At 37.5% G+C, this 21,753-nt stretch carries 17 protein-coding genes and 4 pseudogenes; 15 read left to right on the top strand and 6 right to left on the bottom strand.

Annotation, left to right across the window (positions count from 1 at the left end):
• Positions 1-9 precede the first annotated feature (9 nt).
• On the top strand, positions 10-1,359 hold the full coding sequence (locus AC4NPH_RS07070) for an LLM class flavin-dependent oxidoreductase (protein WP_013056308.1): 1,350 nt from the start codon (positions 10-12) through the stop codon (positions 1,357-1,359).
• Positions 1,360-1,741: 382 nt separating this feature from the next.
• Positions 1,742-2,537 (top strand): annotated as a pseudogene (gene map / locus AC4NPH_RS07065) (type I methionyl aminopeptidase).
• Between the two features lie 263 nt (positions 2,538-2,800).
• Here the strand turns inward: map and AC4NPH_RS07060 are convergent.
• Both AC4NPH_RS07060 and AC4NPH_RS07055 read right to left on the bottom strand, forming a co-directional pair.
• On the bottom strand, positions 2,801-3,733 hold the full coding sequence (locus tag AC4NPH_RS07060; RefSeq protein ID WP_013056310.1) for an alpha/beta hydrolase: 933 nt from the start codon (positions 3,731-3,733) through the stop codon (positions 2,801-2,803).
• Between the two features lie 274 nt (positions 3,734-4,007).
• A complete protein-coding gene (locus tag AC4NPH_RS07055; protein ID WP_041816517.1) occupies positions 4,008-4,223 on the bottom strand; it encodes a hypothetical protein in 216 nt (71 codons plus the stop codon).
• A gap of 297 nt (positions 4,224-4,520) precedes the next feature.
• Here AC4NPH_RS07055 and AC4NPH_RS07050 point away from each other — a divergent pair.
• Positions 4,521-4,863, top strand: a pseudogene (locus tag AC4NPH_RS07050) (phosphatase PAP2 family protein); the annotation flags it as partial.
• A gap of 292 nt (positions 4,864-5,155) precedes the next feature.
• Here the strand turns inward: AC4NPH_RS07050 and AC4NPH_RS07045 are convergent.
• On the bottom strand, positions 5,156-5,929 hold the full coding sequence (locus AC4NPH_RS07045; RefSeq protein WP_013056312.1) for an alpha/beta fold hydrolase: 774 nt from the start codon (positions 5,927-5,929) through the stop codon (positions 5,156-5,158).
• 472 nt (positions 5,930-6,401) lie between these two features.
• Between AC4NPH_RS07045 and AC4NPH_RS07040 the strand changes: the two are divergent.
• The 4 genes and pseudogenes from AC4NPH_RS07040 to AC4NPH_RS07025 all read left to right on the top strand — a co-directional run.
• Positions 6,402-7,130: pseudogene (locus AC4NPH_RS07040) on the top strand (spore germination protein); the annotation flags it as partial.
• A 666-nt stretch (positions 7,131-7,796) separates the two neighbouring features.
• A complete protein-coding gene (locus tag AC4NPH_RS07035; protein ID WP_013056314.1) occupies positions 7,797-9,206 on the top strand; it encodes a GH1 family beta-glucosidase in 1,410 nt (469 codons plus the stop codon).
• An 88-nt stretch (positions 9,207-9,294) separates the two neighbouring features.
• Positions 9,295-10,002, top strand: coding sequence for a GntR family transcriptional regulator (locus AC4NPH_RS07030; protein ID WP_013056315.1), 708 nt, complete (start codon positions 9,295-9,297; stop codon positions 10,000-10,002).
• Positions 10,003-10,309: 307 nt separating this feature from the next.
• Positions 10,310-10,618, top strand: coding sequence for a DUF5634 family protein (locus AC4NPH_RS07025; protein WP_013056316.1), 309 nt, complete (start codon positions 10,310-10,312; stop codon positions 10,616-10,618).
• An 866-nt stretch (positions 10,619-11,484) separates the two neighbouring features.
• Here the strand turns inward: AC4NPH_RS07025 and AC4NPH_RS07020 are convergent.
• Complete coding sequence (locus tag AC4NPH_RS07020) at positions 11,485-11,958, bottom strand: YbaK/EbsC family protein (protein WP_013056318.1); 474 nt, start codon at positions 11,956-11,958, stop codon at positions 11,485-11,487.
• Between the two features lie 315 nt (positions 11,959-12,273).
• On the opposite strand from AC4NPH_RS07020, the gene AC4NPH_RS07015 reads away from it, so the two are divergent.
• The 8 genes from AC4NPH_RS07015 (at position 12,274) to AC4NPH_RS06980 (ending at position 19,965) form a co-directional block, all read left to right on the top strand.
• Positions 12,274-12,465 (top strand): hypothetical protein, encoded by a 192-nt coding sequence (locus AC4NPH_RS07015; RefSeq protein ID WP_098239443.1) that lies wholly within the window; start codon positions 12,274-12,276, stop codon positions 12,463-12,465.
• A gap of 37 nt (positions 12,466-12,502) precedes the next feature.
• Positions 12,503-13,327 carry an aldo/keto reductase gene (locus AC4NPH_RS07010; protein WP_098314620.1) on the top strand — a complete coding sequence of 275 codons (825 nt, stop codon included), beginning with the start codon at positions 12,503-12,505 and terminating at the stop codon, positions 13,325-13,327.
• A 360-nt stretch (positions 13,328-13,687) separates the two neighbouring features.
• On the top strand, positions 13,688-15,199 hold the full coding sequence (gene hutH, locus AC4NPH_RS07005) for a histidine ammonia-lyase (protein WP_491938738.1): 1,512 nt from the start codon (positions 13,688-13,690) through the stop codon (positions 15,197-15,199).
• A gap of 50 nt (positions 15,200-15,249) precedes the next feature.
• On the top strand, positions 15,250-16,911 hold the full coding sequence (gene hutU, locus AC4NPH_RS07000) for a urocanate hydratase (protein ID WP_029324272.1): 1,662 nt from the start codon (positions 15,250-15,252) through the stop codon (positions 16,909-16,911).
• 16 nt (positions 16,912-16,927) lie between these two features.
• Entirely contained in the window at positions 16,928-18,217 is a 1,290-nt protein-coding gene (gene hutI, locus AC4NPH_RS06995) for an imidazolonepropionase (RefSeq protein WP_057274666.1), read from the top strand.
• Positions 18,192-19,175, top strand: coding sequence for an agmatinase family protein (locus tag AC4NPH_RS06990; RefSeq protein WP_098314618.1), 984 nt, complete (start codon positions 18,192-18,194; stop codon positions 19,173-19,175). Before hutI ends, AC4NPH_RS06990 begins: the two co-directional genes overlap by 26 nt.
• Before the next feature lie 190 nt (positions 19,176-19,365).
• On the top strand, positions 19,366-19,797 hold the full coding sequence (locus AC4NPH_RS06985; protein WP_053487067.1) for a MarR family winged helix-turn-helix transcriptional regulator: 432 nt from the start codon (positions 19,366-19,368) through the stop codon (positions 19,795-19,797).
• A 3-nt stretch (positions 19,798-19,800) separates the two neighbouring features.
• Positions 19,801-19,965 (top strand): hypothetical protein, encoded by a 165-nt coding sequence (locus tag AC4NPH_RS06980; RefSeq protein WP_170959567.1) that lies wholly within the window; start codon positions 19,801-19,803, stop codon positions 19,963-19,965.
• A gap of 88 nt (positions 19,966-20,053) precedes the next feature.
• Here the strand turns inward: AC4NPH_RS06980 and AC4NPH_RS06975 are convergent, their stop codons facing one another.
• Together AC4NPH_RS06975 and AC4NPH_RS06970 are read right to left on the bottom strand one after the other, a co-directional pair.
• Positions 20,054-20,992, bottom strand: a complete 939-nt coding sequence (locus tag AC4NPH_RS06975; RefSeq protein ID WP_098314617.1) for a nucleoside hydrolase — start codon at positions 20,990-20,992, stop codon at positions 20,054-20,056.
• 33 nt (positions 20,993-21,025) lie between these two features.
• Positions 21,026-21,733 (bottom strand): annotated as a pseudogene (locus tag AC4NPH_RS06970) (isocitrate/isopropylmalate family dehydrogenase); the annotation flags it as partial.
• Between the last annotated feature and the right edge of the window lie 20 nt (positions 21,734-21,753).

Here is a 21,753-nt window from a genome sequence, read left to right as displayed (position 1 = left end):
AGTGGGAAAATGGCCAAGGAACGAAAAATGAAACTTGCAGCATATTTGATTGGCACAGGTATGCATGTAGCTTCATGGCGTCATCCTGATTCAAAGCCTGACGCAAGCATCGATGTTTCTGTGTATCAAAAGCTTGCACAAACCGCTGAAAGAGGAAAATTTGATATCGCCTTTATTGCCGACAGTTTAGCAGTAAATGCAGAGTCGCACCCTCAGATTTTAAATCGATTTGACCCTATTGTAATCATTACAGCAATGGCAGCAGCTACTGAAAAAATTGGCATTGTTGCCACATCTTCAACTACTTACAATGAACCTTATACACTAGCGCGTCAGTTCGCCTCTGTCGATCATGTAAGTGGAGGAAGGGCGGGCTGGAATGTTGTGACGACAGCAGATGCAACAGGTGAAACGGCGTTAAACTTTAACCGTGATACTCATTGGGAACACGATCACCGTTATGAACGTGCGGAAGAATTTATTGATGTTGTTCAAGGGTTATGGGATTCGTGGGAAGATGCTGCCTTTTTATATGATAAAGAAAACGGAGCGTTTTTTGATGCTAAAAAGGTACATGAACTTAACTATAAAGGTAAGTATTTTTCTGTAAAAGGGCCGTTAAATATCGCTCGTTCCGTCCAAGGACAGCCCGTTATCGTTCAGGCCGGTTCTTCTGAGCCGGGACAGCGCTTAGCGGCAAGAACGGCAGAAGTGGTATTTGCTCACCGAGATAACATAGAAGAAGCCAAAAGCTTTTATAAATCCCTTAAATCAAGGCTTTCTGAATACAATAGAACAGAAGCGGATTTACATATTCTTCACGGTATTTCCCCTATTGTAGGAGGAACAGAAGAAGAAGCGGTTCAAAAATACAGCGATTTACAAAAGCTAGTGAATCCATATGAAGGATTAAAGTTCGTTTCTGGGTATATGGGGAACGTGGATTTTACCAAGTATGCCCTAAATACTCCTGCATCAGAGGTGGAATTTCCAGTCGTGAATGGCATTCAAAGTCAGTTTGATGAGATGCTAAGAATTATAGCAAGGGAAAAACTTACGGTAGGAGATCTTTATACGCGATTTTTCGGTGCTGCAAGGAAAGATAACTTTGTAGGAACCCCCATTCAAATTGCGGACGAAATGGAAAGATGGTTTCAGGAAAAAGCAGCGGACGGATTTATGCTGCAGTTTCCTTTGCTTCCATCTGGCTTAGATGATTTTGTAAATCTTGTTGTACCAATCTTACAAGAGAGAGGTTTGTTTCGGTTAGACTATGAAGGAAGCACATTAAGAGACCATTTGGAGCTTAAAAAACCTGGAAATAAGTTTGTTGATGAAGGTGTAAGGCCGATCATGTAGAAAGAAGCAAAATTATTTTGTTTAAAGGTAAATCCGAACGATTAATAAATTTTATTAATCGTTCGGATTTTTTGTTGTTGTGGTGAACGCAGGTTTCATGTATGTAGGTGCTTCTAGCTGTTGATTGGAGGGCAAGGCTCATCGGCTGCCCGCGGAAAGCGAAGTCTTGCACGGAAATCCACAGCGGTGTAACAAGCGGTTCAGCTCATGTATCCAATTTGTCCGTCTTTAGATTCGTTTGATTTAGGTATGTCTCAACCTCTTTTTTTGTGGATTTAATTGGTTAAGAAACAAAAGTTTAGCATATGATAAATATCTTACTAGTCTAATTAATCGTACATTTTAGTTCTTAAAAGGTCTTTTGAAAAATCCTCATAAAAATATGATAAAATCGGATAGGATATATATTTCGAGGAAGGAAAGTGTTTTTTATGATTATTGGTAACGAACAAGATTTAGAAAGTTTACGCAAAATTGGACGCATTGTTGCACTTGCGCGCGAAGAGATGAAAAACCAAGCAAAAGCAGGCATGACAACAAAAGAGCTTGATATGATCGGTAAAAAAATATTGGATGAACACGGTGCTATTTCTGCACCTGAAAAAGAATATAATTTCCCAGGTGTAACGTGCATTAGTGTAAACGAAGAAGTGGCTCACGGTATTCCCGGAGACCGAGTATTAAAAGATGGCGATTTAGTCAATGTGGATGTATCTGCCGTACTTGATGGCTATTATTCAGATACGGGTATTTCATTTGTTATTGGGCAAGACGAAGAAAAAGAAAAGTTGTGCCAAGCTGCAGTAGATGCATTTTGGGCAGCCATGAAAAAAGTAAAAGCTGGTTCAAAACAAAACCAAATTGGTCGTGCTGTATCTAACTTTGCACATCAAAACGGATATGCTGTTATTGAAAACTTAACGGGTCACGGTGTGGGCCGCAGCTTGCATGACGCTCCTAACCATATTTTAAACTATTATGATCCAATGGATAAAGCCCTTTTGAAAAAAGGCCTTGTTATTGCTGTAGAGCCGTTTATCTCTATGAAAGCTGATCATATCATTGAACGCGGAGACGACGGCTGGACGTTTGTTACACCTGATAATAGTCTTGTAGCACAATGTGAACATACGATTGTTGTAACAAACGGTGAACCGATTATTTTAACTGAACTATGAGGGTGCAGCATATTACCCCACGCACCTGCTAATTTCTAAAGATTTTATTAGCAAAAGCTACCTCACTGCAATGATCGTTCATTGCTGTGAGGTGGCTTTTTTCAGGAAAACTTAAAATGTAACTTCTTATTCAAGTGGTCTGCTCCGCATCAAGTAGACACTAGTAAAAAACTACGCAGATATTTCGATGTTCATTAATCAATAAAACTCCCTTCGTTCGAATAATAGACAGATATTATATACTTTGTTCTCGGAACCTGTGTTTACACGTTACCTGTTAAATAACGATGGATAGAAGTAAACACTTTTTCTCTTATCAGCTCTTTTTCATTAAATAAATGATGTTTTCCATTCTCTATAAGTTCAATATCTATATTTGGAAACTTCTTCAGTAAGAAACCAACATTATACCTCCAATCCACTGTTGTATCTTTTTTTCCTTGAAGGATGAGAATAGGAATAGGACTAGGGCTCCCTTCCTTAATTAATTCATTCCATCTTATCAAGGCTTCTACCCAACCGAGGGGGAGCTGATCATACTGTAACGGATCATTCTTCACAAAATGCAAAAACTTTGAATCTGATGAATTGTTTCGAATTATCCTTTTCAAATTCGTGGTGAACACTTTTAAGAACTTTATACAAATGGTGATTGCATTCCAGTGATAAGGACGAACGAGGGGACAGACAAGGACCGCCTTTCGAACCTGAGATGCTTCATGGTTATTCAGTATATAATCGACTGCAGCAGCAGCGCCAGTACTATGAGCTACAATATAGATAGGTAGAGAGCTTGAAGACAGGTGTCTACGCATGACTTCTCGAATACTTTCTACATAGAGAGAAAACTCCGATACGGCTCCTCGTTCTCCTGTTGACAATCCATGTCCTGGTAAATCAAATGTCAACACATGAAACCCTTTTTGAATCAAAAAACGAATAACCGTACTTAGTACTCCAGCATGATCATAATAGCCATGAAGAAGGAGTATATGAGCTTTTATCTGTAAGGGACGAAAAGATTGGATAAACAACCGTTCATGAGCAACCGTTTCAAATCCGTAGCGATACATTAGCCCCTCTGTTGGAAGATTGTAAAACTCACTGTAACGTTTCATATTTTCAGCCATGGGGCGTGAATCGTATGTAAAAGGAAAATGCTGATCGTTTTGAATATTTTTAATAACTTGTTTCATATTCCACCTCTGTATCTCAGTAATTTATCTCATCGAATAATATTATATTCCCCATTTAATAACAGAAAATGAAGAACCAAATGATTGTATTAGAGAATAAAAAGTTTAAGTAAGTTTGAAAAGCCCCTAGATTTAACAAAAATCTAGGGGCTTTTATTTTTTGTAATCAGCATGGTGAACTATTAATACAGGTGTACATTAAATATATTGTTCCCATAATTAAACTGATCGTTAGTCTTTAATTTATATATCGTAGAGAAAGTATGCGTGTCTATTATTGGTTAGATAAACCGTTTTTCATTTGGCTTCTACTCTTCATTGTTTGCATGGTTGGAGATGCGATTTTGTTCCCCGTCCCTCTTATTAGCCAAATGGCCAAAGTCCCAATTCCTACACCTAAAAGTGAAAGTAGTATGACTCTGTTATTATTTCTCTTTCCAAACATTCCATTAAAATTAAATAAAGAAGTTAGCCCCTGTAAGTTGTTCATTATGCAAATCCCTCTTTGATAGTTGTTTGAAAGAAACCGTTCTTCCAACGGCTTTATTTTTTGACGATGTTACTTATATATACGCGGAAAATGATACTATCCCTATTTGGGATTTTAAATTATTACCTGTAATTATTAAAAGAATAATGTCGATCTTAATAGATATACGACTACTGTAAGGGGTGAAGAATAAGTGAAGAAAAGAAAATATTTATTTGGTCTCCTATCAACCATTTTATCAGTAGGGTTTCTTTTTGGTTGTAATGATAAAAAGGATGAAGCTGAACCTGATCCAACTTTATTAATACGTTGATTAAATGTTTTTATTTTAAGCCTCGTCCATTTATGGAGCGCCGTGTCGGTATACTCATTCCTTCAAAGATGGATTCTTCATTCTTAAGTAAACATACGTTGCTTGCTTTTGCTGTATCCACTTCTATCTTTCTCCATAAACGTATTCTTGGGTCAGTTATGTTGGGATTGTCCTTGTTAACGGGATTCTCAAGGATTTGGCTAGGACATCATTATCCTTCTGATAGTCTTCATTGGTAGCTTGACAAGCACTATCGTTGACAAATTCCCAGGTGCTTTAAAGGTAATGAAACGAAAAATAAAAGTATCATCATGTTCCAATATATAAATGAAGCGTTTTGAATATCTAATTGTGGTAGACTCGGTTCTGGATTAGCTTTATAAGTCACATTGTTTATCCTTTTAGTGATTATTATATAGTTGTTATGGTGGAGACTTTTGTGGATAGTGATGATAATAAGCTAAAGCGGCTAAGGGATTTTCCGAAGCGTCTTATTTTTAATTGTGAAATATATATTCAGACTGATGAGCTGAGCAACCTTATCAGTCTTCGTAGTTTATCATCCGTTCTTATACATATGGGATTTTAGGATTCTTCATTTTCCAAGTGCCTTTTAGCTTTATAAACTGGATTTATTTAAGACAAACCCTGTAATTAGTTCATTAAACTGAATCCCTTTTTTTGTAGGCAGTTGGTGACCCTGCTGTGTAAAAATAAAGAATTCAGCATGTTTACATTTATTTTTATACTCTTTCATATAGCGGATAGTCCAATCCTTTTTTCCACCATACATAAACAACAAAGGTACTGTTAAACGATGAAGTTTGTCTAAACAGTTATATTGTAATGAATGATTATAATACTGATACCATGATTCTTGATCGGCTTTTTTCATATAATTAACTAGGTTTCTTCTTAGTGTCTTGTCTCTGGTATGACTTCTAGCAATGCTTGTTATTAATATATTTAGGTGTTCTCTTACCATATATAATCCTATTTTATGTAATAATTGTCCAGGCATATCTCTTACTATAGGATATGCTCCTGAGAAAATTAATAATTCTATTCTATCGGAATGATAAATAGCAAGCTCTTGAGCAATTAGACAGCCAGCAGAATAGCCACATATAATGGCCTTGTTTAAATGTAATGCATCCATAAAGCGTAATATTTCGTTTGCGTAGAAGGGAATTGATACAGTTTGTGCAGCTTTTGGGCTTTGTCCATGACCACTTAAATCAGGAAAGATGACTCTCATATGCTTGGATAAATCGTATTGATAGTAAAACACTTTATTTCCCATCCCAGGTGGATGAATAAAGATGATAGGTATACCCTGTCCATACTCTTCATAATACAAATATTGATTAGTGTCTATTTCAACAAAAGGCATGCTTATTTCTCACTCCAAAATCGATTAATAACTACTTTTTAGTTAAAGTTAATTCGGTTGATGAAAACTGAAATTTTTTTTCATCTTACATTTAACTTAATACAATTAACTATTTGTTCTGTATTGTTTAATCTCAAATAACTTCTTTTAGTATTTAGTATGGGATTAGTATAGTGGCACTATACACACTAAAAAAGATTTAGATTTAACAATTACTAATAAGATTTCCTATAATGTCCATTATACAGATTGGAAATAAATACTTTATACAGGCTAAAAATAGAAAAACTGCTCTTATCTAAGCTTTACTATCTATATAATTTGTAACGAAAAAACATACAAAAAGAGTTAAGTTTAAATAATCAATGAAATTTTTAACTAGATATAATAATTTTGGAAAATACAACAAAAGATAAGGATAGGTTTCATTACGCTTTTCTATGCAACCTTACATAAAAGGAAGGAGCTGTCTATGTTGTTTCGAAAGGTTCGAAGAAGATTCCATAAGCTAAAACAACTCTATACGGATCAACAGATTAACGAGCAACAAGTACTGCTTTCTTTAGACTTAGATGAAAACCTACAGGTTCTTCGCTCCATCTATCAGGACTGTTTTGATGTAGTCTTTCGGACGTTTTTAATAGGTGGACAAACAAAAGCCGTCCTTATCTATATAGAGGGTTTATCTAATATTGAGGAGATTGATGAGAATGTTCTCGCCCCACTTACGTCAGAAACAGAAGAAAGGGTTCGTAGTTTACGTGAAATGTTAAAGAAAAAGATACACATTTCAAAGATGAAAGAAGTTAAGACGTTCGCAGATTGTATAGAGAATATCTCCATCGGGAACCCTGTGCTTTTCGTACAACATGAAGCATCTGGACTTGCCTTGGGGTTGGCAAAGTGGGAAAAGAGATCGATTGAAGAACCAACCGCAGAAAGTGTTGTACGGGGACCAAGGGAAGGTTTTGTGGAAACATTAGGAGTCAGTACTTCCCTCCTCCGACGGAAAATCAAAAGTCCTCACCTCAAAATGAAATCGATGAAAATCGGGAGTTATACTAACACCGATGTTGTAATTGCCTACATAGAAGGACTTGCGGATCACACCCTTATTGAAGAAGTCGAAAATCGATTGCAGCGCATCGAAATAGATAGTGTATTGGAAAGTGGATATATTGAAGAACTGATTGAAGACAATTACATTACGAAATACAACAGAAAAAGTGTTATTAAATAAATCATTTAAAGAAAGCAGCTGCAAAATTGGAGAATCTTTAAAAGAGGCTGGAGGATATAAAAAAGCAGTAGAAACAATTTTAAAATTCAAGAAGGGCATTAACAAAAACACCTCTAGTTAACGAAATAAAGTGTATTAATTTATTTTTTTATATCAATTATCAATTATAAACAAATGTGCATTTTGAATGAAGAATCCTTTGGTAATAACGTTTTTTTCCTAAATTAATATAATATTATTAAAACGAGGAATAGCAAAAGTTTTAAAAAACTTAAAATCGCTTGTAATGGGTTATCCTGCTGTTCCCACAGAGTATGGTCTTTATTTATATGTGAAAACGAAAGTTTAATAACGATGAGAGTTATTATAAAGCGTTAATCCGTCATATTAATAAATAGCCTGTTTTGATCAATTTTTTCAAAGCAGGCTTTTTTTTGTTCTTTTATCAAGTATGAGTAAGATAACGAAATTTTTCTTTAAATTAGAGAAAAATAAAAAGGTCTTTGTATTACATTTTTTGTAGTCAAATGCAAAAAATAAGTATATAATCAATATTAAATTTGTACCTATAAATTTAATATATTGGAATGAATTTAAAAAGTCAGTATGAAAATAAGGAGTGCTATAATGAAATTCGCAAAGGATTTTTTATTTGGAGCTGCATCAGCTTCTTATCAAATAGAAGGAGCTTGGAATGAAGATGGTAAAGGCGAAACAAACTGGGATGTTTTTTCAAAGATTCCTGGAAAAACATATAAAGGCACAAATGGAGATGTAGCTATTGATCATTACCATCGCTACAAAGAAGATATTAAGTTAATGGCAGAGATGGGACTAGAATCGTACCGCTTTTCTATTTCATGGGCGCGTATCTTGCCAACTGGCGATGGAGAAGTGAATGAAAAAGGCTTGGAATTTTATAATCAAGTGATTAATGAATGCTTAAAGTATGGAATTGTTCCATTTGTAACGCTGTATCACTGGGATCTGCCTTTGACGCTTGAAGAAGACGGCGGATGGACGAATAAACGAACAGCCGATGCTTTCGTTAAGTATGCAGAGGTTTGTTTTAAGGCATTTGGAGACCGTGTTAAACATTGGATTACGTTCAATGAAACCGTTATGTTTTGCGGATTAGGCTATTTAAAAGGAGCACATCCGCCTGGTATCCAAAACGATGAAAAAAAGTACTTTCAAGCTACACATTATGTGTTTTATGCACATGCAAAAGCCGTAGAGATCTATAAGCAGCTGGAGCAGTATGGAGAAATTGGTATTACACATGTCTTCTTACCGGCTTACAGTGTTGATGATAAAAAGGAAAATATCTTAGCTGCTAGACACGCGAATGAATACGAAACGTTTTGGTATTATGATCCGATTTTAAAAGGCGAATATCCATCTTACGTCGTACAGCAATTAAAAGAAAACGGATGGACCCCAAGCTGGACGAAAGAAGAGCTAGATACATTAAAAAGAAATGCCGAAAACAATGATTTCATTGGTCTTAATTATTATCAACCGATTCGAGTAGAGAAAAATCAAGAAGCTGTTTCGTCTATGGAGCACTCGAGGGAAACATCTACTTTAGCTCCTGGAAATCCATCGTTTGACGGCTTTTATCGCACAGTAAAGATGACAGATAAAACCTATACAAAATGGGGATGGGAAATTTCACCTCAAGGATTTTTAGACGGGCTGCATATGTTAAAAGAGCGTTATGGTGATATTAAAATGTACGTAACAGAAAATGGTCTTGGTGATGAAGATCCGATTATTGATGGTGAAATTGTAGACGTTCCCCGTATTAAATATATTGAAGAACATTTAAAAGTGATTAAGCGCGCAATAAAAGAAGGCATTCATCTAAAAGGATATTACGCTTGGTCTGTTATTGATTTATTAAGCTGGTTAAATGGTTATAAAAAACAATACGGATTCATTTACGTAGATCACGACGATAACTTAAATCGAAAGAAAAAACTGTCGTTTCATTGGTACAAGCATATTATTGAAACGAGAGGAGAAGAGCTATAAGTAAAAAGAAAACCTCTTGATTTTGATCAAGAGGTTTTGTGTATAATAGAAGCAGTAAATGATTGAGAATGTAAACTAGGGAGATTATATGGCTATAAAATATAAAGAAATTGCAGATCGTTTAGAAAGGGAAATTCGAGAAGGGACGTTTGATCAAACAAAAAAGCTACCGACGGAAGAAGAATTGATAAAAAAATTTGAAGTGAGCCGTAATACAATTCGAAAAGCAGTGACTCAGCTCGTCAATCGCGGCTATATCTATCAAGTCCAAGGAAGCGGCATGTTTTTGCGTGAGGAATCAGTCACAGATTATATTAATTTAGGCAGTCTTAGAGGATTAACGAAAGACTTAACGTCGAAAACAATTGAGACAAAAATTCTTTCTTTGCACGTGGTAGAAGCTGATGAATTAACCGCAAAAGGTTTACGGTGTGAAGGCGGAACCAAGCTATATTATGTGAAGCGGCTGCGAATTGTAGATGAAGAACCTTTTTCTATTGAAATCAGTTACTTTAAAAAAGATGTGGTACCTTATCTAAATGAAGATATTGCATCAAATTCTATTTATAGTTACCTGATAGATCACTTAAAATTAAACATTGGGTTTGCTGACAAAGTCATCAACTGCGAAAAAATTGATGAAGAAAGTGCTGAACTCCTTCATATCGACCCATTCGACCCAGCACTGATTATCGAAAATACGGTGTGCTTAACGAACGGAACGATCTTTGAGTTGTCAAAATCTATCTTTCACTTTCAAAAAGCAAAAATCTTAAATCGTATCAATTTTAAATAACATCAGCATTAACCGGTTAAGTTTATTTTTCTTAACCGGTTTTTGATTGTTTAAGAATGAAATGAGGTCGTGGATATGAGGGTCTTTTCTATGATAACTAATTGGAGATACGAAAGAGAAAAATGATTTTTCTTTACAACAAGGTAAGAGGAGGTAGATTAAATTTCTTTATATCAAATGACAAGCCGTAACTTCTTTAATGCCGATACAGGGGAAATTTCACATAATGAATGGTTTGAAATATAGTGTAATTGAATATGCTCAAGGGAATGCTAAACATAAATCAAAATGAAAAGGGGTATAAAATGTGGAATATGTAAAAAGAGAAACGGCTATAAGTGAACTGACTCATCATATGGATGACATTTTAAACAAATATAACCTTCAAGGCGTCTCCGTATATGAGGAAGAAGGAGAAGGTAATCACTATTATCTTGGCTACACAGTAAAAAAGGATGATCATGTGTTTATGCTTAACAGACCTTATATAAAAGATAAAGACGGGAAACTAGCAGTAGAAAAGCAAGAATGGACCGTTCAAGGTAACGAAGGAGAAACAAATGGATATACTTCACTTGAAGATGCATTTCAAAAAATTGATGAAATCATACATTAAATAAATTTGATGAATTTCACTGCGGATGCTTTTCTTTGAACGCTTGAGTACGAACAGTAGAGGAGCTAATAGGTGACGGGTGTCTTTCATCTATACTATCTAAATTTTCTTTGCTTTGAAGTCTAGAAAATTATATAATAAAAATTGTTTTTTAAGGTTTTACTATATAAATACGGGGTACACATATAGTACAGCAGCTATCATGCAAATGGTTGTTGTGAAAGGTTAAATACTTAGTGTATGAAGGGACTGATTAGTTTTGAAAGGCTTAACAGCGACTTCAGCAAATGTATTACCGCAAATTGAAAGTAGATATTCGTATCTCACGCAAGGCACTTTGGTTATGAACCGATATACGTAACGAAAGGGCCTGACTAGGCAAACAAAGGAAAGACTGAATCAACGAGAAGAAGCCTGCATCTAAAAATGTAGGCTTCTTCTTTTTTACAGATGAAACTAAGATGATGGATGAGTACATAGCGGATATAAATTGAAAAGATTCACATTCAATCAATTTTCCGTGCACGTTTTTCTTGAAAAAAGGTCATAAGTTGAAGATACTGTATATAACTATGTAAAAGAATTTTTGAATACAAAATAGTAAATCTGCTTGAGGTGAAAATGATGAGAAAAGCAAATAAAAGTGAATTTCTGTGGAATACGTTAGACGGCTGGCTTTTTATCCCTAGGAACATTCCTTTACTATTTCTTTTTGTATTTCTCTTAGGGGTTTCTTACCTAGGTTGGGTTAAGCTGTTTCATAAATTCGTTTAGATACACCAATGAGCTGAAACAAAAAACTGTTTCAGCTTGTTGGCGTGCTGATTTATTTATTTTATGTATAGATGTACCGTAATTTACCTAAATTATTCATTCCATCCTTTGCAGACATCAACCCACTTTAAGCATTTCGAAAATTCTTCTAGTTCAGGTATTGTTAATTCGATTGCACTATTTCCACTTCCACAGGCAGGGAAAACGGTGACGAAACGTTTCAGAGATTCATCTAGATACACGTGAACACCTTCATTAACGGCAAAAGGGCATACTCCGCCTACAGCATGACCAATCAGCGTTTCTACTTCACTTGCTCCAAGCATTTTTGCTTTGGTTCCGAACTCTTCTTTATATTTTCGGTTATCAATTTTTGCATCTCCTGCTGCCACAATCAATAGAACAGTTCCTTCGGCGTTAAAAGAAAGACTTTTTGCGATGCGTTTCGGCTCGCATTTCAAAGCTTGCGCTGCTAGTTCTACAGTAGCACTGGACTCATCCATTTCGATAATTTGATTCTCCATACCATATTGTTTAAAATATGCTTTTACTTTTTCAATCGCCATTTTTTATATCCATTCCTTTCGTTAACTCTTGCAAATATGTATGATTGCCTTACAGAGAATGTGCAGTTGTTCTTTATAGTGAAAAAATCTTATTATTTTAATATACAGAAATTATACACAACTTTGAAGGTAAAAGCACATATTCGTTTTAACTAAAAAAGTTACGTAGGTAAAGTATTTTTAACTGATTAAAGCAGGATTACGGAACCCTTTGACGAATGTAACTATGTCGGCTGCGAAAACATAGGCATTAGAGCGAAAGATAAATGATGAAATTGAAAAGGCGCAAACGTTCTAGTGAAATGAGGAGAAGTAATGCCAAATTTACACACTGTCGTCAGTTTTTTTAGCAGTACATGTATGGCAACGATGAGTATGATTTATTTGTTTTCCCTTGTGCCGCGCGCATGGTCTTTTGAATTTCGATTTGGAGCCATGATTATAGGAATCCCAGTCGGCATTATAATGGGACAGGTTGCTATGCTGATCGGCTGGCACCATCATTAAAACTTTGAACTTTTTAACAAAAAAGGAGACGTGTAAAATGAATATTGTTACATTAAACAACGGTTTAAAAATGCCTCAGCTTGGATTTGGCGTATGGCAAGTAGAAGATAACCAAGCAGCATCTGCAGTGTCAAAAGCAATTGAAGTTGGGTATACCTCTATTGACACAGCCATGATTTATAAAAATGAAGAAGGAGTAGGTCAAGCGATTAAAGAATCTTCTGTTCCTCGAGAACAGCTGTTTATTACAACAAAAGTTTGGAACAGCGATCAAGGCTATGAAAATGCATTACGTGCATTTGACGAAAGCTTAGAACGATTAGGACTTGATTATGTCGATTTATATTTGATTCACTGGCCTACGCCTCAATATGATGAGTATGTGGAGACGTATAAAGCATTAGAAAAGCTTTATCACAATGGAAAAGTAAAAGCAATTGGCGTCTGTAACTTTGAAATTGAGCATTTAGAGCGCTTGTTAAACGAATGTGATGTAACACCTGTTTTAAACCAAATTGAGTGCCATCCGTATCTAGCTCAAAATGAATTAAAAGAGTTTTGTGCCAAACATAATATTTTTGTGGAAGCATGGAGCCCCCTTGATCAAGGAGGAGAAGTGTTACAAGACGAAGTCATTCAAAAAATTGCTGAAGTACATAGCAAAACTCCGGCTCAAGTTGTATTGCGCTGGCACTTACAGAACAACACAATTGTCATCCCTAAATCAGTTACACCGTCTAGAATAGAAGAAAACTTTAACGTGTTTGATTTTGAACTCACTGCCGATGATATGGCAGAGATTAATGAGTTAAACAGCAATCGCCGCAAAGGTCCGCACCCAAGTGACATGAACGTCCGATAACGTTTAAAGAAATAAGAATGTGCAGCCGTGAATCATCGCTGCTATAAGAAATAAAGATTTTATTTCAGATTATTTAAAATTTTCTTAAATAATAATTGACAAATGATTAATTCAGCGTAATACTTAGTGTAGGTACCCTAGTTGCTTTAAGTTGTACAGCTTAAAGTGTATAGTGATTTAGTCATTTAGCGATTGTTTGTATGTATAAGGTGAAGTGCTGATTATTAATAAAAGCCCATAGTGTAAGTAGGTTAGTTTATAGGGGGCTATATCAAAAGGAGCTTGTTTCCTCTTTGATATAGCCCCTTTTTGTGTTCAAAAAGAAAAGGTAGTATACAGTTTAACAAGGGAGCGAGTATGATGTTTATTCAAATCGATGGAAATTCACTGACGTTCGACCAAATCTACAAAGTTATTTACCAAGGATACTCCGTGAAAATTAGCGATCACGCAGTTGAACATATACAAAAAAGCAGAACGTTGGTTGAAGAGAGTATTACGAACAACAACGTAATTTACGGAGTAAATACTGGATTCGGAAAGTTTAGCGATACGGTTATTTCAAAAACGGACTTAGCTGATCTGCAGATTAACTTAATTCGCAGTCATGCCTGCGGACTAGGAGAACCATTTTCTTTAGAAGTAAGCAGAGTGATGCTGCTGTTACGAGCGAATGCATTGGCTAAAGGGTATTCCGGCATACGACTGGAAACCTTGCAGCTGCTTATCGATTGCTTAAACCAAAATATAGTGCCGGTTATCCCAAGTCAAGGTTCACTTGGAGCTAGCGGTGACTTAGCTCCATTATCACATCTAGCGCTGCTGTTAGTTGGAGAAGGAGAAGCTGTATATAATGACCAGCGAATGCAAGGAGAAGAAGCTTTAAAGCTAGCTGGGCTTAAACCTATCCAATTACAAGCGAAAGAAGGGCTAGCTTTAATTAACGGCACTCAGGCAATGACAGCTGTAGGAGTAGTTTCGTACCTTGAAGCTCAAAAGCTAGCAGATCTTGCTGACGGGATTGCAGCACTGACGTTAGAAGGTCTGCAAGGCATTTTAGATGCATTCATGTCCGAGTCTCATGCGGTAAGACCTTATCCGGAACAACAGCAGGTAGCTGCCCGAATTCTTTCGTATTTAGAAGGCAGTCAATTAACTACTTCTCAAGGTCAAATAAGAGTGCAAGATGCGTATTCACTGCGCTGCATTCCTCAAGTTCATGGTGCTATTTATCAAGTTTTAAATTATGTAAAAGAAAAGCTGTTAATTGAAATTAATTCAGCAACCGATAACCCGCTCATCTTTGCCGACAGCGGCAAAGTAATTTCTGGAGGGAACTTTCACGGGCAGCCCATTGCGTTTGCTATGGATTTTCTAGGAATTGCAATGGCGGAGCTTGGGAATATTTCTGAACGGCGCATCGAACGAATAGTAAACCCTCAGCTTAGCGGGCTGCCAGCATTTTTAAGTGCAGATCCTGGTTTAGAGTCTGGACTCATGATTACTCAATATGCTGCTGCTTCATTAGTTTCCGAAAATAAAGTATTAGCGCATCCATCAAGTGTCGATTCCATCCCATCTTCAGCGAATCAAGAAGATCATGTCAGCATGGGAACGACTGCTGCACGTCACGCTTATCAAATTATCCAAAATACACGAAGAGTTTTATCAATTGAAGCAATTTGTGCGGCTCAAGCGGCCGATATTCAAGGAGTGGATAAACTTGCTTCAGAAACAAGAAAAATTTACTCAAGAATTAGAAAAACCGTACCAACCATTATTAAAGACCGAATTTTCTCACGCGATATTGAGGCGTTAACAGCTGATTTCAAAACCTTTGTGCAAGATACTAATTATGAACTAGCGCTGTAATAAAAATGTTAGTTTAACAGTTTTTCATTTTTATAGAGGAGGAAAACAAAATGGAGACAAAACAAAGTGGAATGAAAGCACCCCGTGGAACAGAACTAACGACCAAAGGCTGGGTGCAAGAAGCTGCTCTTCGCATGCTTCTAAACAATTTAGATTCCGAAGTAGCGGAGCATCCGGAAAAGTTAGTCGTATACGGAGGAATCGGAAAAGCAGCCCGTAACTGGGAGGCGTTCGATCGTATTGTCGCAGCGTTAAAAGAGTTAGAAGAAGATGAAACGCTTCTTATACAGTCCGGCAAGCCAGTTGCGGTTTTTAAAACCCACAGTGATGCACCGCGTGTTTTATTAGCGAATTCAAATCTTGTTCCTGCTTTTGCAAATTGGGAGACGTTCCATGAGCTTGATAAAAAAGGGTTAATGATGTACGGACAGATGACTGCAGGAAGCTGGATTTATATTGGAAGCCAAGGCATTGTTCAAGGAACGTATGAAACATTTGCTGAGTGTGCCAACCAGCATTTTAACGGAACTTTGAAAGGAACGATTACGCTAACAGCTGGATTAGGAGGAATGGGAGGCGCACAGCCACTAGCTGTTACGATGGCAGGCGGGGTTGTAATTGGAATTGATGTTGATCGCACGCGTATTGAAAAACGTATCGAAACAAAATATTGCGATACGGTAGTCGAAAGCGTAGCTGATGCGATCACGTTAGCTGAAGATGCAAAAAGATTGGGCAAAGCGCTTTCCATTGGATTAGTTGGAAATGCAGCCGAGATTCTTCCTGAGATGATAGAGCGAGGATTTATCCCAGATATTGTGACGGATCAAACATCGGCACATGATCCGCTTAACGGATATTTGCCGATTGGAGTCAGCTTAGCAGAAGGAGAAAGATTGCGGAATACAAATCCAAATGAATATATAAAACAATCAAAAGCAAGTATGGCTATTCACGTTCAAGCCATGTTAGAGATGCAAAGAAAAGGCGCGGTTGCTTTTGACTATGGCAATAATATTCGCCAAGTGGCGTTGGATGAAGGTGTCACGAATGCATTTGATTTCCCGGGATTTGTCCCAGCGTACATCCGTCCGCAGTTCTGTGAAGGAAAAGGACCGTTTCGATGGGTCGCTTTGTCAGGAAACCCAGAGGATATTTATAAAACAGATGAAGTCATTTTACGTGAGTTTTCGGATAATACGCATCTTTGCAACTGGATTAGAATGGCGAGAGAAAAAATTGAGTTTCAAGGATTGCCGGCTCGTATTTGCTGGCTAGGCTACGGAGAAAGAGCGCGCTTTGGAAAAATTATTAATGATATGGTGGCGTCCGGAGAGCTGTCAGCGCCTATCGTTATTGGCAGAGACCATCTAGATGCCGGTTCTGTGGCTTCGCCAAATCGGGAAACTGAAGCGATGAAAGACGGCAGTGATGCAGTAGCAGACTGGCCGATTTTGAATGCATTAGTAAATACGGCAGCAGGCGCAAGCTGGGTATCTGTTCACCACGGAGGAGGAGTAGGTATGGGGTATTCTCTTCACGCTGGAATGGTTGTAGTAGCAGACGGGACGGAAGAAGCCGCCAAACGTCTAGAACGTGTTTTAACAACAGACCCAGGCATGGGTGTTGTTCGTCATGTAGACGCCGGCTATGATAAGGCGATTCAAACTGCAAAAGAAAAAGGAATACAAATTCCGGCGTTAAATGAATAAAAAAGGAGGGATACGTATGACTATTACGTATATCAAATGCGCTGCACAAGTCATTACGGTTAAAGGAGGAAGTCAGCCTAGACGAGCGGAGGAAATGTCAGATCTAGGAATCATTGAAAATGGCAGCGTACTCGTGAAAAATGGAAGAATTGTATTTGTTGGGCCTGACGTCAAAGCGCAGGAATACCTTGAGCATATCCATGAACCTATTAATATAATTGATGCCGAAGGAAAAATCGTAACGCCTGGGTTGATTGATCCCCACACTCACCTTGTGTTTGGCGGCAGTCGTGAAAAAGAATTAGAAATGCGCTTAAACGGGGCAAAGTATATTGATATTTTAAAAGCGGGAGGAGGAATTTTACAAACAACCGTTAGTACACGACAAGCAACAGAAGAGGAGCTAATCAAGCAATCTACAAAACGTTTAAATAAATTTCTGCAGTACGGAGTTACAACTGTTGAAGCCAAAAGCGGGTACGGTTTAAATCTTAAAGATGAAATCAAACAATTAAAAGTAGCGAAGAAACTGAATGAACAGCATCCAGTAGATGTTGTTTCAACCTTTATGGGAGCTCATGCGGTGCCAGTCGAGTACAAAGGAAATGAAGATGAGTTTGTTCGTTTCGTTATCGAAGAAATGATACCAATCGTTGCAAAAGAAGAGCTAGCGGAATTTTGTGATGTATTTTGTGAAGAAGGCGTGTTTACAGTTGAACAGTCAGATCGTATTTTACAAGCTGGAAAAGCATATGGACTAAAACCTAAAATCCACGCCGATGAAATTGTGTCTTTTGGCGGGGCAGAATTAGCGGCTAAAGTGGGAGCTGTGTCTGCGGATCATTTGTTAAAAGCATCGGATCAAGGAATTAAGCAAATGGCTGAAAGCGGAGTTATAGCCGTTCTATTGCCGGGTACTGCATTCTTTTTAATGGAAGAGCCGGCGCGTGCTAGAAAAATGATCGAAGCAGGAGTGCCGGTTGCTTTGTCTACAGATCGAAACCCAGGATCTTCTCCTACGGAATCGCTGCCGTTTATTATGAATTTAGCTTGTTTAACGATGAAGATGACGCCAGCAGAAGTTTTAACGGCCTGTACGATCAACGCGGCTCATGCCATTTGCAAAGGGAATCAAATCGGAAGTATTGAAGTAGGTAAAAAAGCCGATTTAGTGCTATTTGACGCTCCCAATTACCAAACGCTGCAGTATAACTATGCCGTAAACCTTGTAGACACGGTATTAAAAGATGGAAAAGTTGTGGTTGAAGGCGGTGTTTTGCATGAACTATCCGTACCCACAGCTTGATCGACCGCCTTTTTGCTGGCAGCGTCAAAGTACTCCTGACCCAAAAGTAAGCGATTGGATTCAGACAGTTGAAGATGGAAGCAGCGTCGACTTTACATCGATAGATATTACGGTCTTGGGCGTGCCTCTTTCAAGGTCTTCCATTAGTGCTTCTGGAGCCAGCGAGACGCCAATGGCCATGAGGAAACTCTGGAAATCCTTTAATCCGTATCATATTGAGTATGATACAGATTTGACTTCCTTGTCAGTGTTGGATTTAGGAGACGTCAAACAGCACGTAACGGATATAGAGAAGTCTCATCAGCATATAAAAGAAGCGATGATGTCTATGCGGAAATATCATCCGCATGCGCTACCTATTATGCTTGGAGGCGATCATTCTATTACAGCTATGTTAGTAAAAGGGTGGAAAGAGTCACATCCTGAACAGAAAATAGGGATTTTACAGTTTGATACGCACTTTGACTTACGCAGCTTAGAAGATAACGGTCCTTCTAACGGAACCCCTATACGAAATTTAATCGAAAGCAATACTATTGATGCAGCTCATGTATGGAATATCGGACTTCACGGGTTTTACAACTCAAAGTCGTTAAAAGAATATGCAGATAGCAAAGGCGTTCATTATGTAACGGTAATACAAGCAAGAAAAGCGGGAATAACCCATACGGTGAAAGAAGCATTAAAGCAGCTGAGTAAAGAAGTAGACATGATCTATTTAACCGTTGATATGGACGTGTTAGATATCGCTTACGCACCGGGAGTTCCAGCAGGAACGACAGGCGGAATGAGGACAGATGAGTTGTTTGAAGCAGTATACACCGCCGGGAGTCATCCACTTGTTCAAGCAATGGATATTGTATGTCTAGATCCGCTGCGTGATGTAGGAGAAATTACCGTGAAAGCAGGCGTACACGTGTTTTTGAATTTTTTAACGGGCGTTGCAAACAGAAAGTAAGGAAGTGTGCTTCCTTACTTTTTTATATGGCTATTTTTATAAGACTAATAAACGATTGTTGAGAGTGGGATAAAATAACTTTAGAAGTGTGTATGGATTTTAGTAAATATATTTTTACTAAAATAAACAATTTTTATTGTTTTTATTCGAATTTAGTAATAATATATTTACTAAAGAAGGTGAACATCTTATGAAGGAAAATCTGGCTAAGGAATATATCGCTTTAATACCGGTTTTATTTGAAAACTTCAAGAACTTAAACAGGAATGAAGTGAAATTAACACATTTACAAAATCACGTAGTTGAATTTATGTATATGAAAAAAAGAGATTTGAATATTAAGGAAATTAGTAATGGATTAAATATTGCCAAACAACAGTTAACGAATGTTATCAGTGAATTAGAAAATGAAGGATATTTAATCAAAATGCCTGATCCGCGAGATAAGCGTGCAGTTTTAGTCTCATTAACGTCTAAAGGAAAAAGTATTCAAGAAGAAAAATGGAGAGGGATTTATAGTAACTTTCATACAAATCTTGCGAAGTTAAATGAAGAAGAGCAATTAGACCTGCACTTCGCTCTTCATAAATTAAATGTTTTATTAAAAAAGATGGAGGGATAAATCATGAATCAAAGAGAGCGAATTTCACTTATTAGTGTAGGCGTTATAGGCGGGACAGTAATGGGAGTAATTTATAAAGATCTATCCAACTGTTTAATTACAGGTGTTATTGTCGCTTCAATCATTACGGTAATGCTCAATCAAAAAGCGAAAAGAACAGCTAGATAGTATGAATAAACGTAAGACAGCACCAGCAAGTCACCAACTCAGCTATGGTGCTGCCTCTCGTTTATAAAGTTTATTTTCTAAATGAACATTACGAAGCTGAATATGATTTAAGAGCTTCAAGCATCAGATCCCAAAATCCATCCACATCAAGGGTTAAACCAAACTTCGCATTTGCTTTCCTTCCTGTAACTCCAAGCAAATCAACTGAAGTCGTTCCAGCCGTGTATTCTCCGCGTGTTTCTACCACAATATTAACTTCCTTTAGCGTAAATAGTTCTGGAGCTATGCAATAAGCAACGGTTAATACATCGTGAACAGGAGGACCATCAAAGCCAAACGTTTCTTTATAGGTAGATTTAAAAAATGCTAATAATTCACCCACCTTTTTTGCTACGTTATTATCAATGTTCATCACTTGGTTAATAACATTATCTGTTGCAACGGCTTGATGCGTAATATCTAACCCCATTACTATCAGTGGAATGCCGCTATCAAACACTTTTTTAGCCGCTTCTGGATCTGCCCAAATATTAAACTCAGCTGTTGGCGTCCAGTTCCCGAAGGTTCCGCCGCCCATAAGGATAATCTCTTCAATATTTTCTTTAATTTCTGGAGCTTTTATTAAAGCTAAAGCAATGTTCGTTAATGGACCGGTAGGCAAAAGCGTAACGGGATCTTCTGACTCTTTGACCATTTGTATAATAGTATCTACTCCGTGTTCTTCGCTCCAGCTGCGAGAGAGAGCCGGGAACTCAGGGCCGTCTAATCCTGAATCACCGTGTATACTAGGCGCGTTTTCACGTCTACGCATCATTGGTTCGCTTGCTCCTTTTGAAACAATCACGTTATGTAACGATACTAAATCACACACCTTCAAAGCATTCAGCGTCGTTTTTTCTATTTCTGCGTTTCCTGAAACAGTTGTAATCCCTAAAATATCTAATCCTGGTTGTGCAGCAGCTAAAATAATTGCAATGGCATCATCATGACCTGGGTCACAGTCCATAATAATCTTTCTTTTTTTCATTATTGTCACCTCTATAGAATGGATAAATTAATGTTATTTTTGCAGGGAATTTACTCTATCTAAAATAGCTTCTGTAAAATCCGACGTAGAGGCATGTCCGCCTAAATCTTTTGTTTTCACTTCATCTTGGAGCGTTTGATAAAGAGCGCAGTCTACTGTAGCAGCCACTTCTGGAAGTTTGTGATCCGTATGTTTTTCAGCCAGCCATCTCAGTAGCATAATCCCCGAAGAAATAATACCGGTTGGGTTTGCTATGTTCAAACCTGCGATATCTGGCGCAGAACCATGAGCTGCTTGTGCCATAGCCATATGTTCATTTGCATTAAGAGAAGGGGCTAATTCTAAGCTCCCTACAAGCTCGCCGGCTAAATCTGAAAGAATATCACCGTACATGTTTTTGGTTACAATGACATCAAAATCGGCTGCACGGCGTACTAGATGAGCAGCCATAGCATCAATATGATAGTCGTCCACTTTTACTTCAGGATATTGCTCAGCTACTTCTCGACAAACGTTTAGAAATAGTCCGGTACTTAATCTTAAAACATTTGCTTTATGTACGATTGTTACTTTTTTACGACGCTGCATAGCCAATGCAAAAGCTTCATGCGCAATTCTTTCTACGGCTTTTCGCGTAAATACGCCCGATGTCACCACAACGTCTTTTGTAATTTGCCATTCCCCGTGTCCAGAAAACATATTACGATCGGCACAAAATCCTTCTGTATTTTGCCGGCCAATACCCCTATACGATAAACAGT

The sequence above is a fragment of the Priestia sp. MDV22-iso46 genome (genome assembly GCF_058629175.1).
This window is presented reverse-complemented; position numbering and strand designations above follow the sequence as displayed.

Coding starts and splice junctions, on each gene's coding strand:
- AC4NPH_RS07070 (WP_013056308.1), top strand. CDS start 10: ATGGCCAAGGAACGAAAAATGAAACTTGCAGCATATTTGATTGGCACA.
- AC4NPH_RS07060 (WP_013056310.1), bottom strand. CDS start 3,733: ATGAAACAAGTTATTAAAAATATTCAAAACGATCAGCATTTTCCTTTT.
- AC4NPH_RS07055 (WP_041816517.1), bottom strand. CDS start 4,223: ATGAACAACTTACAGGGGCTAACTTCTTTATTTAATTTTAATGGAATG.
- AC4NPH_RS07045 (WP_013056312.1), bottom strand. CDS start 5,929: ATGCCTTTTGTTGAAATAGACACTAATCAATATTTGTATTATGAAGAG.
- AC4NPH_RS07035 (WP_013056314.1), top strand. CDS start 7,797: ATGAAATTCGCAAAGGATTTTTTATTTGGAGCTGCATCAGCTTCTTAT.
- AC4NPH_RS07030 (WP_013056315.1), top strand. CDS start 9,295: ATGGCTATAAAATATAAAGAAATTGCAGATCGTTTAGAAAGGGAAATT.
- AC4NPH_RS07020 (WP_013056318.1), bottom strand. CDS start 11,958: ATGGCGATTGAAAAAGTAAAAGCATATTTTAAACAATATGGTATGGAG.
- AC4NPH_RS07015 (WP_098239443.1), top strand. CDS start 12,274: ATGCCAAATTTACACACTGTCGTCAGTTTTTTTAGCAGTACATGTATG.
- AC4NPH_RS07010 (WP_098314620.1), top strand. CDS start 12,503: ATGAATATTGTTACATTAAACAACGGTTTAAAAATGCCTCAGCTTGGA.
- hutH (WP_491938738.1), top strand. CDS start 13,688: ATGTTTATTCAAATCGATGGAAATTCACTGACGTTCGACCAAATCTAC.
- hutU (WP_029324272.1), top strand. CDS start 15,250: ATGGAGACAAAACAAAGTGGAATGAAAGCACCCCGTGGAACAGAACTA.
- hutI (WP_057274666.1), top strand. CDS start 16,928: ATGACTATTACGTATATCAAATGCGCTGCACAAGTCATTACGGTTAAA.
- AC4NPH_RS06990 (WP_098314618.1), top strand. CDS start 18,192: ATGAACTATCCGTACCCACAGCTTGATCGACCGCCTTTTTGCTGGCAG.
- AC4NPH_RS06985 (WP_053487067.1), top strand. CDS start 19,366: ATGAAGGAAAATCTGGCTAAGGAATATATCGCTTTAATACCGGTTTTA.
- AC4NPH_RS06980 (WP_170959567.1), top strand. CDS start 19,801: ATGAATCAAAGAGAGCGAATTTCACTTATTAGTGTAGGCGTTATAGGC.
- AC4NPH_RS06975 (WP_098314617.1), bottom strand. CDS start 20,992: ATGAAAAAAAGAAAGATTATTATGGACTGTGACCCAGGTCATGATGAT.